General features: G+C 63.9%; 16 protein-coding genes. 8 read left to right on the forward strand and 8 right to left on the reverse strand.

Features of this window, described 5'->3' with window-relative positions; all coding sequences use genetic code 11:
* Positions 1-31: 31 nt before the first annotated feature.
* On the reverse strand, positions 32-1,027 hold the full coding sequence (locus Q0105_RS09470; RefSeq protein ID WP_298211097.1) for a sulfate ABC transporter substrate-binding protein: 996 nt from the start codon (positions 1,025-1,027) through the stop codon (positions 32-34).
* 163 nt (positions 1,028-1,190) lie between these two features.
* Positions 1,191-1,775 (reverse strand): alpha/beta hydrolase, encoded by a 585-nt coding sequence (locus Q0105_RS09475; protein ID WP_298211099.1) that lies wholly within the window; start codon positions 1,773-1,775, stop codon positions 1,191-1,193.
* A 193-nt stretch (positions 1,776-1,968) separates the two neighbouring features.
* Here Q0105_RS09475 and Q0105_RS09480 point away from each other — a divergent pair, with 193 nt between their 5' ends.
* From Q0105_RS09480 to Q0105_RS09490, 3 genes are all read left to right on the forward strand, one after another.
* Positions 1,969-2,844, forward strand: a complete 876-nt coding sequence (locus tag Q0105_RS09480; protein ID WP_298211101.1) for a hypothetical protein — start codon at positions 1,969-1,971, stop codon at positions 2,842-2,844.
* A gap of 64 nt (positions 2,845-2,908) precedes the next feature.
* Complete coding sequence (locus tag Q0105_RS09485; protein ID WP_298211103.1) at positions 2,909-3,502, forward strand: RNA polymerase sigma factor; 594 nt, start codon at positions 2,909-2,911, stop codon at positions 3,500-3,502.
* Positions 3,499-4,503 carry an ankyrin repeat domain-containing protein gene (locus Q0105_RS09490; protein WP_298211105.1) on the forward strand — a complete coding sequence of 335 codons (1,005 nt, stop codon included), beginning with the start codon at positions 3,499-3,501 and terminating at the stop codon, positions 4,501-4,503. The genes Q0105_RS09485 and Q0105_RS09490 overlap by 4 nt, the downstream gene beginning before the upstream one ends.
* Before the next feature lie 7 nt (positions 4,504-4,510).
* Here the strand turns inward: Q0105_RS09490 and Q0105_RS09495 are convergent, their stop codons facing one another.
* Both Q0105_RS09495 and Q0105_RS09500 read right to left on the reverse strand, forming a co-directional pair.
* Positions 4,511-5,380 carry an HDOD domain-containing protein gene (locus tag Q0105_RS09495; protein WP_298211107.1) on the reverse strand — a complete coding sequence of 290 codons (870 nt, stop codon included), beginning with the start codon at positions 5,378-5,380 and terminating at the stop codon, positions 4,511-4,513.
* A 146-nt stretch (positions 5,381-5,526) separates the two neighbouring features.
* The gene (locus Q0105_RS09500) at positions 5,527-6,474 is read right to left on the reverse strand and encodes a LysR family transcriptional regulator (RefSeq protein WP_298211109.1); all 948 of its coding nucleotides are present in this window, start codon (positions 6,472-6,474) and stop codon (positions 5,527-5,529) included.
* 163 nt (positions 6,475-6,637) lie between these two features.
* On the opposite strand from Q0105_RS09500, the gene Q0105_RS09505 reads away from it, so the two are divergent.
* A complete protein-coding gene (locus Q0105_RS09505) occupies positions 6,638-7,291 on the forward strand; it encodes an FMN-dependent NADH-azoreductase (RefSeq protein WP_298211111.1) in 654 nt (217 codons plus the stop codon).
* A 326-nt stretch (positions 7,292-7,617) separates the two neighbouring features.
* Here Q0105_RS09505 and Q0105_RS09510 read toward each other — a convergent pair whose 3' ends face one another.
* Complete coding sequence (locus tag Q0105_RS09510; protein WP_298211113.1) at positions 7,618-8,418, reverse strand: MetQ/NlpA family ABC transporter substrate-binding protein; 801 nt, start codon at positions 8,416-8,418, stop codon at positions 7,618-7,620.
* 118 nt (positions 8,419-8,536) lie between these two features.
* Positions 8,537-9,628, reverse strand: a complete 1,092-nt coding sequence (locus tag Q0105_RS09515; RefSeq protein WP_298211115.1) for a DUF6817 domain-containing protein — start codon at positions 9,626-9,628, stop codon at positions 8,537-8,539.
* Positions 9,629-10,025: 397 nt separating this feature from the next.
* Between Q0105_RS09515 and Q0105_RS09520 the strand changes: the two genes are divergently transcribed.
* The 3 genes from Q0105_RS09520 (at position 10,026) to Q0105_RS09530 (ending at position 11,655) form a co-directional block, all read left to right on the forward strand.
* Positions 10,026-10,529, forward strand: a complete 504-nt coding sequence (locus tag Q0105_RS09520; protein ID WP_298211117.1) for a glyoxalase/bleomycin resistance/dioxygenase family protein — start codon at positions 10,026-10,028, stop codon at positions 10,527-10,529.
* Entirely contained in the window at positions 10,522-11,142 is a 621-nt protein-coding gene (locus Q0105_RS09525) for a sigma-70 family RNA polymerase sigma factor (RefSeq protein WP_298211119.1), read from the forward strand. Before Q0105_RS09520 ends, Q0105_RS09525 begins: the two co-directional genes overlap by 8 nt.
* A gap of 81 nt (positions 11,143-11,223) precedes the next feature.
* The gene (locus Q0105_RS09530; RefSeq protein WP_298211120.1) at positions 11,224-11,655 is read left to right on the forward strand and encodes a hypothetical protein; all 432 of its coding nucleotides are present in this window, start codon (positions 11,224-11,226) and stop codon (positions 11,653-11,655) included.
* A 91-nt stretch (positions 11,656-11,746) separates the two neighbouring features.
* On the opposite strand, the gene Q0105_RS09535 is transcribed toward Q0105_RS09530, so the two are convergent.
* Positions 11,747-12,667: a LysR family transcriptional regulator gene (locus Q0105_RS09535; RefSeq protein WP_298211122.1), complete on the reverse strand. Its 921-nt coding sequence runs from the start codon at positions 12,665-12,667 to the stop codon at positions 11,747-11,749.
* A gap of 64 nt (positions 12,668-12,731) precedes the next feature.
* Entirely contained in the window at positions 12,732-13,343 is a 612-nt protein-coding gene (locus Q0105_RS09540) for a DUF1566 domain-containing protein (protein ID WP_366145923.1), read from the reverse strand.
* 231 nt (positions 13,344-13,574) lie between these two features.
* On the opposite strand from Q0105_RS09540, the gene Q0105_RS09545 reads away from it, so the two are divergent.
* On the forward strand, positions 13,575-14,663 hold the full coding sequence (locus Q0105_RS09545) for a tartrate dehydrogenase (protein ID WP_298211124.1): 1,089 nt from the start codon (positions 13,575-13,577) through the stop codon (positions 14,661-14,663).
* Positions 14,664-14,761 lie beyond the last annotated feature (98 nt).

Here is a 14,761-nt window from a genome sequence, read left to right on the forward strand (position 1 = left end):
GGGGAAGGCGCGCAGCGCCTCAGGGGGTTGTTCACTTCGCGTAGAGCTTGTCGAACTGGCCACCGTCATTGAAGTGCACCTTCTGCGCTTCGGTCAGCGAACCGAAATACTTGGCCACCGTGAACTGCTTGAGTGGCTTGAAGGTGTCGGCATGCTTCTTGAGCACGGCCTCCGAGCGGGGGCGGATGGCGTGCTTGGCGGCGATCTCCTGCGCTTCGTCCGAGTACAGGTAGTCCAGATAGGCCTTGGCCAACTGGGCCGTGCCCTTCTTGGCTACAGTGCGCTCAACCACGGCCACGGGGTTCTCGGCCACCACGCTCACCGACGGATAGATCGGATCGACCTTGCCCGCGCCGAACTCGCGGTCGATGGAGACCACTTCGGACTCGAAGGTGATCAGCACGTCGCCCTGGTTGCGCTGCAAGAAGGTAGCAGTGGCGTCGCGCCCGCCCTTGGCCAGGATAGGCACGTTCTTGTAGAGCTTGCCCACGAACTCGGCAGCCTGGGCGTCGGTGCCACCCTTTTCACGCACGGCGCCCCAGGCGGCCAGGTAGGCATAGCGGCCGTTGCCGCCCGTCTTGGGGTTGACCACGATCACCTGCACGCCGGGCTTGATGAGGTCGTCCCAGTCCTTGATGTTCTTGGGGTTGCCATTGCGCACCAAAAACAGCATGGTCGATGCGGTGGGCGATGCGTCGTGGGGGAACTTCTGCCGCCAGTCCTTGGCCACCACGCCGTTGTCGGCCAAAAACTGCACGTCGGTGGTGGTATTCATGGTCACCACGTCCGCCGCCAGGCCGTCGTTCACGGCGCGTGCCTGGGCGCTGGAGCCCGCGTGCGACTGGTCGATCTTCACGTCCTGGCCGGTGGTCTTCTTGTAGTGCGCGGCGAAGGCTGCGTTGTAGTCCTTGTAGAACTCGCGGGCCACGTCATACGACACGTTGAGCAGCGAGTTCTGGGCGGTGGCCATGCCGCTGGCGGCCAGGGCCACGGAGGCCAGAAGGGTCTTGATTTTCAAAGAAGTCATGGTGTTGTCGCCCAAAAAAATGCTGGAGATAGCGCATTGTGCGCAGCCTCTCTTAAAACTCAAAAGAATATATTTTTGTTAAATAATCAGTTTTTGGAATATAGAACAAAATAGGCCGTAGCGCTTGATGAATAAGCGCAAGCAGCTATAAAAAATATAGCGATCAGGGAATCGCGAGGGCGGAGGACGTTTGCACAGCGGCTTGTGGCCGCGCCCCAGGTTCGCCCTGCAGCGACTGCAGCAGCGCCCAGCCCAGGGGCCACTCGCCATGGCCCGAGTCGATGTTGATGTGCCCTGCGTTCTGCATGCGCACAAACTCGCTGCCCCAGGCCCGCGCATAGGCACCCGCCAGGCGGATGGGGCAAAAGGGGTCGTTGCTGCTGGCCACCACGATGCTGCGGTAGGGCAGCGCCGCGTAGGGCACGGGCGCAAAGTCGCTGAGCACGGCGCGGCGCTCCGGATCAGCCGGGGCCACCAGCAGCGCACCGCACACCCGGCCCGCTGCCTCAGCGCCCATGTGTGTGGTGGCAATGCAGCCCAGGCTGTGGGCCACGATCACCACCGGGTGCGGGGCTGCCAGCACCGTTTTTTCAAGCTGCCCGACCCAGGCTGAGCGGATGGGCGTGATCCAGTCGTCTTGCACCACGCGGCGGGCATGCGGCAAGCGCTCGGCCCACAGGCTTTGCCAGTGTCCGGGGCCCGAGTCGCGCCAGCCGGGGACGATGATGATGGAGGGGGTGGAAGTCACAGTGCTGGCATTCTGCGAGCCCCGCTTTAAAACCCAAACGACTTAATTCTTGTTATTTAATCGCCAAATCATCTAAAAACCACCAATTTCCAGCCATTGGTGGGTCGCGGGCAAAAAATTTCGCCCGATTTAACCCCATCCGCCCGCCCCGTTCGTTTCACCCAGCACCACCACTTTTTTTGATGGAGCTGCCATGAAACCCCGTTTTCCCCTCACCCTCCCCGCCCTGACTGCGCTGGCTGCATTGCTGGGCCTGGCCTGCCTACCCGCCCAGGCCATTGGCAACCTGGCCGATGTCACCATCGTGGACCGCGACACCGGCGCCGCGCTGCAGGTTCACTATGCCAAGGGCGAATACTGGGTGGCTGGCCGGCCTGGCGCGCGTTATGCCATCACCGTGCGCAACCGCATGGGGGAGCGGGTGCTGGCCGTGCCCTCCGTGGACGGCGTGAACGTGCTCAGCGGCGAAACCGCCGCCTGGGACCAGCGCGGCTATGTGTTCTCGGCCTACGAGCGCTATCAGATCACCGGCTGGCGCAAAAGCCAAAGTGAAGTCGCGGCTTTCGAGTTCGCGAGCATTGCCAACTCTTACGCAAGCCGCACCGGTCGGCCCGCGAACGTGGGGGTGATTGGGGTGGCGCTGTTCCGCGAGCAACAGCCCCTGCCAGCGCCCTCCGTCACGCTTGAGTCAGATCGCCAGCTCCGTGAGAGCAACAATGGCCTCGGGCGCCTGCGCGGAGAGCCCGCATCGCCCGCCGCAGCGGCACCCGCACCGTCTTCAGAGTCAGATGCGTCCGAACGGTCGGCGGCGGCGGACAGCGTGGCGAAGGCAGCCCCCATGCCGTCTGCCCGGCTGGGCACGGCGCACGGTCAGCGCGAAACCTCCGTTGTCTCGCACACCACCTTCACGCGCCTGCAAGACCGCCCCAACGAAGTGATCAGCATCCGCTACGACAGCCGCGTGAACCTGATCGCCGCCGGAGTGATCCGCGAGCCTGTGGCGCGACTGCCGGTGCCCCGCGCGTTTCCGCAGTCGGACAACCTGTCTTATGTGCCTGATCCAAGGTAGATGTTGCAGGCCCCGGTTCTTTGGGAACCGTTGGTGAGCAATGGGGGCCTCGCATAATGCCCAGGTGCCTGCCGCCCCCACCCCCGAAAACGCCGACGACACCGACGAAGCGCTGATGCAACGCTACGCCGGGGGCGACCTGGGCGCGTTCGATGTGCTGTACGGGCGGCACGAGCTGGCGGTGTGGCGGTTCGTGTTCCGCAGCGTGAAGGTGCAGGCCGTGGCGGACGATTTGCTGCAGGACGTGTGGTTTGCCGTGGCGCGCCATGCGGGCCGCTACGAGGCCAAAGCCAAATTCCGCACCTGGTTGTTCACCCTGGCGCACAACCGGCTGGTGGACCATTTGCGCACCGCCAAACACCACACCAGCCTGGACGCGAGCGACGATGACGCCCGCAGCCTGGCGGACACGCTGGTGGCTGACTCCGGGTTCGGGCCGGTGCGGCAGTTGCAGTCACGCGAACAGGCTGCAGCCCTGATCGCCGCCGTGGAACAGTTGCCCCAGGAGCAGCGCGATGCGTTTTTGCTGCAGGCCGAGGGCGACCTCAGCGTGCAGGACATTGCCGAAGCCACCGGCGTAAATTTTGAAACCGCCAAGAGCCGCCTGCGTTATGCGCGGGCCAGCCTTCGCCAACAGCTACAGGAGTTCGTACCATGAGCGCGCAGGACGACGAACTGGTCCGGCGATACCACGAAGCCAGCGAACTGGAAGGCGCCCGCCCCGGCGCACAGGTGAAGGACGCCGTGCGCGCGCATGCGCGGATGCTGGCGGCAGCGGCTGCAACCTCCGCCCCGGCACCACAGCCCGCCGGGCCCACTGCCCGCATCGCCGCCAACCAATCGCGCTGGAAGATCTCGGCCCTGGCCACCGTGGCCGTGGTGGGCCTGACCGGCTTGCTGATGCTGCAGTTCGAGCGCGGAACGCCCGAAGAGAGAGACACCGCGTTTGGCCAGCGCCACGCTGAGGCACCACCGGCACCACCGGCACCACCGGCACCACCGCCTGCCGCACCGCCCATCCCTGCGCACTCGGCGGCCCCCATCGAGGAAGCCACTTCGGCGGCGCCATCAGCCCCTTCGGCCGGCCTGTCAGACAGCGCTCGCAACACGGCCGCCCCAGCGGCCAGCCCCTTGGCCAAGACGGCCCCGGCACGGGTGTCGGTACCTACACCTGCACCAACTATCGCCGATGCAGAAACTCAGGCCGGAGCCCTCTCAGGCTCTCCCGCAACACCGCCGGATGCCCCCATGGCCGCTGCGCCTTCTGCACCACGCGCTGCCGCGCGCGAGCGCTCCGCCGTGCCCACAGAATCTGCCGCCGACAGGCTGGCATCACCGCCCCAGGCCGCTGTAGCCCCCCAAGTCCACAAAAACCTCGGCGCCTCGCTGCCGCACGATTTGCGGCAAGCCGCCCGTGCAGGCAACACCGTGCAGGTAGAAAACCTGATCGCCCAGGGCGCGCCCATTGACGCCCGCGACGGCACGGGCAAAACAGCGCTGATGCTCGCGGCCATGAACGGCCAGACAGCCACCACACAGAAGCTGCTGGCCCTGGGCGCCAGCCCTGCCCTGGTGGACCGCGACGGCCTGAACGCCGCCCAGCTTGCCAGACAGCAGGGCTACGCACGCATTGCAGATTTGATTGACGCAGCGCCTTAAAAACCGCTCAAAACCGCACCGCCTCAAAGGCAGGGTGCAGCTCGTCGATCCAGTGGTTCAACTCGTCCTGCGTCACATCCAGGTGCTGCATGCAGGCCTCGCCATGCTCCAGCCATTCGCGCGTGGGCGGCAGGTTGTCGTGCTGGTTGACCAGGTATTCGGCCAGCAAACCCAAGGCCACCAGATGGCGCGCCGTGGGGTCAAAACGCTCATCGTTCAGGCACGCAAAATCATGGTGCAGCCAGATCGCCTGCGCCACATCGCCCGGCAGGTGCCAGGTGCGCGCCACGATGGCGCCCATCACCGCGTGGTCGGTGCGGTGGTTGGCATTTTCGGTCTGGGTAAAGGTGCGGTCCTTGCGGGCCAAGGCCTCGGTTACGGTGCTGGCATAGCCACGCACGGCCTTCACCAGCACCGGCATGCCCACATGGCAAAACAAGCCAAAGCTGTAACCCAGGCCCGGGTCCAGGTTGTAGAGCTGGTGGCCGATGTGCTCGCAGGCAATGGCGCGGCGCTGTGAGCTTTCCCAAAAATGGTCGAGCAACGGCGAGCGCACCAGCAGCGCATTGCGGGTGATAAAGGCCGACATCAGCTCCACCGATGGCCGCAGCCCCAGCACCGTGAGCGCCATGCCCACGGTCTGCACAGGCTGGGCCAGGCCATAGAGCGGGCTGTTGGCCAGCCGCATCACGGCGGCGGCCAGGGCCACGTCGGACGCGGCCAGTTGCTCCAGCGCCGCAGCGTCCAGCTCGGGCGCGGCCATGATCTGCTGAAGGCGCAGCAGCGACTCGGGGCACGGCGGGATCACGATGGCGCGCACGGCGGGGTGCACGCGGGCCTGCCGGATGTGTTGGTCGATGGGGTGTGGAGCGGTCACAAAAAATCACCGGGCCGCCGCGTGAGCCGTACACACAGAAAGAAATGGCAGCCGCGCAGTTGCAATTCGTTGCATTGTGGCGCCAAAAAGCGCTCGTTTGCGCGAATCGGCGTTGGCGCGCGGTTTTTACCCCTGGCAGCTGGGCATCAGATGCCCGCCCCGTCCCCCTCTTGCAGGCCCTGGCGCGAGTTCAGATGGCTGCGCCCCGGCATGGCCTCGCCCAGGTAGTCCAGAAAGCGCCGCACGGCGGGCGACAGCCCCCGGCGCGAGGGAAACACCGCGTGCACGATGGCGGGCGCGGGCGCCCAGTCGGGCAACACGCGCACCAGTTTGCGCTCGCGCATTTCATCCTGGCACATGTAGTCGGGCATCCAGCACACGCCGGTGCCCGCCACGGCGGCGTATTTGAGCGTGAGCAGGTCATCGGCCACGTAGCGCGGGGTGTGCTGCACCACCTGGTGCGCGCCGCCGGGGCCGATGAGGTTCCAGGTCGATCGCCCGTCGGGTGCCGACATGGCGATGCTGTCGAGCCGGGCCAGGTCTTCCAGCGTCTGGGGCGTGCCCTGGCGGATGAGCAGCTCGGGGCTGGCCACCAAGATTTGTGTGGTGTGGTCGAGCCGCTTGACGACCATGCTGCCGCTGTCGTCCACCGAGGGGCGCACACGCAGAGCCACGTCGATGCCCTCCTCCACCAGGTTCACCACGCGGTTGCTCACCAGCATGTCGATGCGCACTTCGGGGTAGGTGGTCAAAAACCGAGGAATCAGCTCGGCCACCACGGTCTGCGCCAGCGTCACGGGGCAGCTCACGCGGATGGTGCCGCGCGGGGTGGTCTGCACCTGGGCCACGGTGTCGGCAGCGGCCTGGGCCGACTCGCGCATGGCCTGGCAGTGGCGCAAATAGGCCTCGCCCACCTCGGTCAGCGAGAGCTTGCGGGTGGTGCGCTGCAGCAGGCGCACGCCCAGGTGCGTCTCCAGGTCAGACACGCGCCGGGACAGGCGCGACTTGGGAATGCCGAGCGCACGGCCCGCGGCGGCAAAGCCGCCCCGCTCCACCACTTCGGCGAAATACAGCATGTCGTTGAGGTCTTGCATGGGGTGAGCGCCTGTTCAAAGACGGATCCGTCAATCGTCCTACGAATGGAACAATCTATCGCAAGTTCCCTGCCTTATCAACAATTGAGAGAACAACCACAATTGACTCCATGGCCACACGCGGTGCGCGGTGGCTTCCATCGACAAAACCCAGGAGAACCTCATGCAACTGCTTCACATCGACTCTGCCATCACCGGTGAACAATCCGTGTCGCGCCAACTGACCGCCCGCATCGTGGCCGCATGGCAGGCCAGCCACCCTGGCACCACGGTGGACTACCTGGATCTGGCCGCGCAGGCACCATCGCACCTGTCGGCGCAGTCGCTGGGTTTTCGTACCGGCCAGGCAGCAGCCACCGAGGTGGAACGCAATGAAAACGCGCTGTCCGAAGCGCTGGTGAGCCAGTTCCTGGCTGCCGACGTGATCGTGATCGGCGCACCGCTGTACAACTTCTCGATTCCCAGTCAGCTCAAGGCCTGGATCGACCGCATCTCGCAGGCAGGCCGCACCTTCAAATACACCGAAAAAGGCCCCGTGGGCCTGGCCGGTGGCAAGACGGTGATCGTGGCATCGAGCCGTGGCGGTGTGTATTCGAGCAGCGAAGGCGGCCAGGCCATGGAGCACCAGGAGAGCTACCTGAAGGTGGTGTTCGGCTTCTTCGGCATCACCGACGTGCGTTTTGTGCGCGCCGAAGGTGTCGCCATGGGCCCAGACGCCAAGGTGGCCGCCCTGGCCTCCGCCGAGCGTGAAATCGCCACCCACGTCAGCGAGGCCGCCAACCAGGCCCGCGTGGCGCAGGCCGTACAAGCTGCATAAGCAGCAGCCCTGCTCTGCCACCCACCCTGAAACCCGGCCCTGCGCCGGGTTTCTTCTTTTTTCACGCCAAATCAGCCTCTAGCGCATGCAGAATAAGCGCTAGCAGCTATCATTTTTGAATGGTTGACGACACGAACCACAGGGCCACAGGGCCCCGTTCGCCCTGAGCCAGTCGAAGGGCTGCCAGAGAAAGGCGCCCTGGTTTCGACAAGCTCAACCCGAACGGATGGGCGGTGAGCCGCCTCAGAGCCCGTTCAAAGTGCCACGGATGCCCGCTGCTGCACCCTGCGCGCAACACACGGCACAGCGGCGCGGCCCGCCCAGGCTCAGAAGCCGGGCAACACCGAGCCCTTGAACTCGGTCTGGATGAACTTCTTCACTTCGTCCGAGTGGTAGGCCTTGACCAGCTTGGCCACCCAGGGCTTGTCCTTGTCGGCCTCGCGCACGGCGATCAGGTTGACGTAGGGGCTCTTGGCGTTTTCTTGCGCAATCGCGTCCTTGCCGGGGTTCAGGCCCGCCGACAGCGCGAAGTTGGTGTTGATGGCCGAAGCGTCCAGGTCATCGAGCGAGCGGGCCAGTTGGGCGGCATCCAGCTCCACGAACTTGAGCTTCTTGGGGTTGCTCACCACGTCGAGCGGCGTGGCTTTGAGGCCCGCGCCATCGCGCAGCTTGATCAAACCCTTGTCTTGCAGCACCAGCAGCACGCGGCCGCCGTTGGTGGGGTCGTTGGGGATGCCGAACTTGGCGCCTTCCTTCAGGTCTTCCAGCTTCTTGACCTTCTTGGAATACAGGCCAATGGGGAAGTTGACGGTGTAGCCCACCGACACCAGCTTGTAGCCCCGGTCGGCCACCTGGGCGTCGAGGTAAGGCTTGTGCTGGTAGCTGTTGGCGTCCAGGTCGCCAGCAGACAGCGCGGCGTTGGGCTGCACGTAGTCGCTGAACTCGACGATCTGGATCTTGAGGCCGTCCTTCTCGGCGACCTTTTTCACCTGTTCGAAGATTTGCGCGTGGGGGCCGCCCGTCACGCCCACTTTCAGGGGCTTGTCTTGCGCCATGGCGCCGGTGGAAAAAGCCGCAGCAGCGGCCAGGGCCAGGGCGGATTGCAGGAGGAGGCGCTTGTTGTTCACAGGGAAACCCTTTCGTTGAGAGATGCATGCATCCTAGGGTTTTCCCGATAAAACAGAAACGAATAAGTTCTTATTTCGTTCCAACCCAATCGCATAACAAACTATTCATACGCTGCCTTCAGCCTCGCAGGGCGACGTTGTTCAATTTATCCAGCCGCTCCGGCCAGGTGCCCTCCACCGTTGCGCCCTGCAGCAGGATGCGTGTCCAGGCCACCCAGGCATCCCACTGCACACGCTTGTCCCACGAATTGCCCCAGGCGCTGAGCAGATGCAGCGCGCTCTGGGCGGCGGCCTTGGCCTCGTCCTTGCGCCCGGCCGTCAGATACAACTGCGCCAGCACCATCTGCGGCTCGCCCACCCAGGGGTTGTGGCGCACGGCACTCTCCAGCACACTGGTGGCCACGTCCAGGTCCACCAGGGGCTGGTCTTGCTGGATGACGGACCAATACAGCGAGGTGGCCGCCGCCTCATCGGCCGCAGACAGATGCTGCGAGCAATGCGCAAACACCGGCGGCATGGGCAGCACATCCTTCAGGCCCGGATGCTGCAGCGCTTTGCCCAGCGCATTGATCTGGTGCACCATGCGCCCCGACGGCCGCATCGGCCCCGGCCACAGCGATGCCGCCCAATGGACCTTCTGGTCGCGGTGCTGCACCTCAGGGAAGCGCGAAAAAACCTCGTCCTGCCAACTGAACCATTGCTCAATGGTGTCGGCCATGCTCACGATGATGAAGGCCGCCACCTCGTAGGGCGTGAGCACATGGTCCTTGCCGTCCTTGCCTTGCAGCACCAGGCTGCCATCGGCCTCCAGCGCATGGGCCAGCACCTTCTGCACGAACTGCGTGCGCGACAGCGTGCAAAACAGATACACCAGGTGCTCGGCCGACTCGCCTGCGATCTCGCGCACACGGGCGCGCTCCTTGGCGGGGTCGAACTTCACCAGGTCCACAAACGCATTGCCATACACGCTGTGCAGCAGGCCCAAAAGGCGCACATCGCGCGGCTGCTGCCACACGGTCAGGGTGCGCGTCACGCCCACCAGGTGGTGGCGAAACGTGCCCGCCTTGTGCCAGTCCTGCCCCACATTGCGCGCCAACACGGTGGGCAGCACGGGCGCCAGGTCTGGGTCGCGGGCCAGCCACTCGTCGTCCAGCAACGGCAATGCGCGGGCAAACAGGTCGGCGTCCAGAGGGTGCAGCGGCAGGGTCATGGTGGGGTGTCTCCAAATTCTTGTGCGATCAAGCGCATCGGCGAGCGGAAAAAATGCAACGTATACACACAGTATCGGCGCTGCAGGGGGTTGTACCGTCGTAACTACCCTCTTGAAATTTCAATAAAAATAAGGCCCAGCGCTTTACTACATTGCGCAAATAGCTATTAAAAATATAGCAAAATTATCCAAATCTAGGTATACACAAACGCAGGTGTGCCGCTGCGCCGGTGGCGTTGCGCTTTGCCTGCAATCCCCAAAAAAGGCTTGCGTTTTGGATCAGTACAACCGCCAGGGGTGCGACAGGTACATTCCTGTTTGCGACCATTTGTGAAGTCTTCCGTCTATACAAGGGCATCGAATGCGATGTGTCTTTCCACCTTGATAGGAGCACCCCATGAAACGCTTTCACGTACACGTCGCTGTCGACGGCCTCCCCGCCAACATCGTCTTCTATAGCAAGCTTTTTGGACAGCCGCCGTCCAAGCAACGGCCAGACTACGCCAAGTGGATGCTCGAAGACCCGCGATTGAACTTTGCCATTTCCTCCCGCGGACATGCATCTGGCGTGAATCACTTCGGCATGCAGGCCGAGACCCCTGAAGAACTGGCTGATCTCAAAGCGTTGGCAGACGATGCGTCTGAAGGCGCCACGATAGACCAAGGCGAAGCCGCCTGCTGCTATGCCAAGAGTGAAAAACACTGGACCATCGACCCGCAGGGCATGGCATGGGAGCACTTCCTCACAATGTCCGATGCATTGGCCTTTGGGGAAGACACCGCCATGCAGTCCGGGGCCTGCTGCGCGCCCCTGCGTGTATCCAATAGTGACTCGGCAGAGCCTGGAGCCTGTTGCGTTCCCCAGGATGCGGCACAAGGCCAGGCTGCGTGCTGTGGCTGAAGGCGAACAGCAGTCCGCCGAAGACTTGGGTGCGGTCTTTTCCCGACTGCAGCGCAGCCTGCGCAGTTATCTGCGCAGGCGCGTTTCCGATGCAGCGCAAGTGGAAGATCTGCTTCAAGAAGTCTTCGTCAAGGCATTGGCTTCAAAGCGCGCGGGGCGCCAGATCAACAACATGACTGGCTGGATATTCGCCGCTGCGCGAACCACGCTGGTTGATTACTTTCGCGCCACCGGCCATCCCACCCAAGAGATCGACGAAAACACCCCGGACATCAACGACTCCGAAGACCTGCAGCTTCATGCTGAAGTCGCAAGTTGCCTGAGGGTATTGCTCGCCGAGCTTCCTGCCATCTACCAGGACACGCTTGCAGCGACCGATTTCGAAGGCGAGACGATGCGCTCCGTCGCGGCAAGGCAGGCGGTATCGGTGTCTGCGATCAAAAGCAGGGCCGCACGAGGCCGCGCCCTGCTCAAGGAGAAACTGATCGCATGCTGCCACGTAGAAATGACCCATGGTTTGGTCAGTGACTACCGCCGCAATTCACCGTCGCACTGCTCAGGAACGTGCGCACAACCCCCATCATTCCCGCGCACCGGCGTCTCGGATCGCTGATTTTCAGACAGAAACCCAAGACAAAGCCACACGGGATACCATGTCTTTGTTCGCCATAAGAACGAATCCGAAGAGGCCCACATGACCGCTATCTTGTTTGTCCACCTCATCACCATCGGCATGTGGGCTGGCTGTGTCGCCACCGAAGCCGTGCTTGAGATTGCGTTGGAAAAACGACCGCCCCTTGAAAGCAGCCTTGCGGCTATCCACGCTTATATAGACCGTTTCGTAGAAATCCCGGCAATCATCGTGACGCTGATCACGGGCGGCTTGTTGTTGAGCCACGCGACCTGGGACCCTTTGCTTTACCTCAAGGTCAGCTTGGGCCTGACTGCGGTCGTGGTGAACTCTGTGGCTGCCTACACGGTTCACCGCCGCCTTCAATGCCTCAACGCCGGGGACATGGTTGGCTATACAAAGTTCGATCGCTTGCATGCACGCATTGGCGTCGGCTGCATCTTGAGCATCACGGGAGCCATCCTCGTTGGAGGCTACCGCATCACGGGGGGCTGACCCGCACCGTGTTTTGCGAAGACATCACGCGCTGGAAGAACGGGGCTTGCTTTGCAAAACCTCGCGGCCTATTCAGCACACAAGCCCCTCTTCATCCCCTCGAAGCCGCCACCACAAAATCAAGAAACGTCTTGACCCGCAGTGAAGTGCGGTGCTGCTGCGCATAGACCGCGTAGATATCGGCATCCGGGCTGTTGTACTGCGCCAATAGCTGCACCAGGCGGCCGGACTGCAGGTACTTTTGCACATCCCACTCGGCGCGCAGCAGGATGCCGTGGCCGTCCAGCGCCCAGTTCACGGCGATGCCGCCATCGTTGGTGGTGAGGTTGCCGCGAATCTTCACGCTCTCGGTGGATTCCGTCTTGCCTCGGCCCTTGCCCCTGGTGCTGGCAAAACGCCACAGCCCGTAAGCCTCGTCCCCCTGGCGGATGCCGATGCAGTTGTGCCGGGCCAAGTCTGCGGGCGTCTGGGGCTCGCCGTGTTTCTTCAGATAGGCGGGGGATGCCACCACGATGCGGCGGTTGGCGGCGATCAGGCGGGCGATCGATCGGCTGTCTGGCGGGTTGCCGAACCGAAAGCAGATGTCGTAGGCGTCATCGCCACTGGGCGGTGGGTTGACGGAGAGCTGGAGCTGAATGTCCACCTGCGGGTATTGGCGCACAAATTCAGAGACCAGCGGGGCAATGTGACTGCGGCCAAAGCCCAGGGTGGCGTTCACGCGCAGCAGCCCTTGTGGCGACGTATTGGCGCCCAGCAGTTGGTCCTCCATCTCGCCAATGCTGCCCAGAATTTTGCGCGCATGGCCCAGGTACACCTCGCCCTCGGGGGTCAGGCCCATGCTGCGGGTGGTGCGGTTGAACAGCGGCACACCCAGGCGCGCCTCCATCTGCGACAGGTGTTTGCTGACGGCGGCGGGCGTGATGCCCAGCTCGCGAGCGGTTTTGCTCACCGAGCAAGCGGTGGCCAGGGCGAGAAAAAAATCCAGATCGGCAGGGCTGATGAGTCGGGCCATAGCCGATTATTGTCAATTTCAAGTTAATAGAAAACAAGTCGCGCAACCGGCGACCAACAAGCGCCTACCGGGCCATGCTGCCATCCGTCGCCTGTGGCCGCACCAGCCGCACAGGCAGCTTGCTGGCCCGCGCGGCGTCGCCTCGCGCCTCGCCGGTGGAAAGATTTACGGCCCAGCCGTTGATCAGGGCGGCCTGGCGGGCACCATCGCGCCTGCTGTTTTGCGCGATGTTGCCGTAGTTGTATTGGTTGACGCTGGGCGCGCTCACGTTGGCCGTGGCAGACCAGTGCCACTGGCCGGGGGCCGCCGGAAAGAGCCGGGGATCAAGCCCCGGCGGCGAGAGGGATTTGTCCACCAGCCGCTGCAGTTCGGCAGCGCGCGGAAGCCGCCAGCCGATGCCCTCGGCCTGCCAGCGGCTGGTGGCCAGCGCGGTGGCCTCGGCGCGGTCCAGTAGCAGGGGCTCGCCGGTGCAGGTTTTTCCCGTCCAGCGCATGCCCTCCACGCAGCGCGGCCAGGCCAGCTTGGCGCGCAGGTCCAGCACATAGGCGCCGTCGGCCGACAACGACCATTCGGCCGGTGCCGATGGCTCCGCAGCCAGCGCGCACCCCCCCGGCACCGCCAGCGCAGTGGCCATGCACAACAAGAGGTCAAAGCGCGAGGATGGTTTCAGTGTCATGGGCAAGGCAAATAGCGCGATGGGCAGATGGTGGCAAGCACCGCACCATAACCATAACCGGGCGCTGCACAAGCACCCCAACCCAGATCAAGAAATCACAAATACCACTTTTGAGCGGCACTGTTAACCGATAGTTAATAACAAATTCACTCCCACGCCGCGCCAAAGGGCCGCCCAGGGCTTAACTTTCGGTCATCCATCGCCCGACTTTTCTACCAAGAGAGCATCCACATGACCACCTACCACATCGCCACCATTCCCGGAGACGGCATCGGCAAGGAAGTGATTCCCGCCGGCCAGAAAGTGCTGGAGGCGCTCCGCGCGCAAAACCCCGGCCTGCAGTTCCAGTTCGAGAATTTCGGCTGGGGCGGCGACTGGTACCGTGCCCACGGCGTGATGATGCCCGCCGACGGCCTCGATGCCCTGCGCGGCAAGGATGCCATCCTGTTCGGCTCAGCGGGCGACCCCGACATCCCCGACCACATCACGCTGTGGGGCCTGCGCCTGAAGATCTGCCAGGGGTTCGACCAGTACGCCAACGTGCGGCCCACGCGCATCCTGCCAGGCATTGACGCCCCCCTGAAACGCTGCACAGCCAAGGACCTGGACTGGGTCATCGTGCGCGAGAACTCCGAAGGCGAATACTCGGGCGTGGGCGGCCGCGTGCACCAGGGCCACCCCATCGAGGCGGCCACCGACGTGTCCATCATGACCCGCGTGGGGGTGGAGCGCATCCTGCGTTTTGCCTTCCGTCTGGCGCAATCGCGCCCCCGCAAACAACTCACCGTCATCACCAAAAGCAACGCCCAGCGCCATGCGATGGTGATGTGGGACGAGATCGCCGCGCAGGTCAGCCAGGAGTTCCCCGACGTGCAGTGGGACAAGGAACTGGTGGACGCCGCCACGGCGCGCATGGTCAACCGCCCCGCCACGCTCGACACCATCGTCGCCACCAACCTGCATGCCGACATCTTGAGCGACCTGGCCGCCGCGCTGGCGGGCAGCCTGGGCATTGCGCCCACCGGCAACATCGACCCCGAGCGCCGCTACCCCAGCATGTTCGAGCCCATCCACGGCTCGGCCTTCGACATCATGGGCAAGGGTCTGGCCAACCCCGTCGGCACCTTCTGGTCGGTGGTGATGCTGCTGGAGCACCTGGGCGAGGCGGCTGCGGCACAGCAGGTGATGCACGCCATCGAACAGGTCACGGCCAACCCTGCCCTGCACACCCGCGACCTGGGCGGCACCGCCACCACGGCCCAGGTGACCGATGCGGTGTGCGCACTGCTCAGCAGCGCCCCCGCGCTCAAAGCGGCCTGAACCCGGCCGACTCATACCAGTTTGCGTTCAATAGGCAAGAACCGTTCGGACTGAGCCTGTCGAAGTCTCGCGCGGCGCTGCGACAGGCTCAGAGTGAA

It is taken from the genome of Acidovorax sp., assembly GCF_027492855.1.
Taxonomy (GTDB): domain Bacteria; phylum Pseudomonadota; class Gammaproteobacteria; order Burkholderiales; family Burkholderiaceae_C; genus Acidovorax.

Excerpts from the sequence above, each read along its gene's own strand:
- Q0105_RS09490 (WP_298211105.1), top strand. The coding sequence starts at position 3,499 with ATGAGCGCGCAGGACGACGAACTGGTCCGGCGATACCACGAAGCCAGC.
- Q0105_RS09530 (WP_298211120.1), top strand. The coding sequence starts at position 11,224 with ATGACCGCTATCTTGTTTGTCCACCTCATCACCATCGGCATGTGGGCT.
- Q0105_RS09470 (WP_298211097.1), bottom strand. The coding sequence starts at position 1,027 with ATGACTTCTTTGAAAATCAAGACCCTTCTGGCCTCCGTGGCCCTGGCC.
- Q0105_RS09515 (WP_298211115.1), bottom strand. The coding sequence starts at position 9,628 with ATGACCCTGCCGCTGCACCCTCTGGACGCCGACCTGTTTGCCCGCGCA.
- Q0105_RS09480 (WP_298211101.1), top strand. The coding sequence starts at position 1,969 with ATGAAACCCCGTTTTCCCCTCACCCTCCCCGCCCTGACTGCGCTGGCT.
- Q0105_RS09540 (WP_366145923.1), bottom strand. The coding sequence starts at position 13,343 with ATGACACTGAAACCATCCTCGCGCTTTGACCTCTTGTTGTGCATGGCC.
- Q0105_RS09520 (WP_298211117.1), top strand. The coding sequence starts at position 10,026 with ATGAAACGCTTTCACGTACACGTCGCTGTCGACGGCCTCCCCGCCAAC.
- Q0105_RS09535 (WP_298211122.1), bottom strand. The coding sequence starts at position 12,667 with ATGGCCCGACTCATCAGCCCTGCCGATCTGGATTTTTTTCTCGCCCTG.
- Q0105_RS09500 (WP_298211109.1), bottom strand. The coding sequence starts at position 6,474 with ATGCAAGACCTCAACGACATGCTGTATTTCGCCGAAGTGGTGGAGCGG.
- Q0105_RS09545 (WP_298211124.1), top strand. The coding sequence starts at position 13,575 with ATGACCACCTACCACATCGCCACCATTCCCGGAGACGGCATCGGCAAG.
- Q0105_RS09505 (WP_298211111.1), top strand. The coding sequence starts at position 6,638 with ATGCAACTGCTTCACATCGACTCTGCCATCACCGGTGAACAATCCGTG.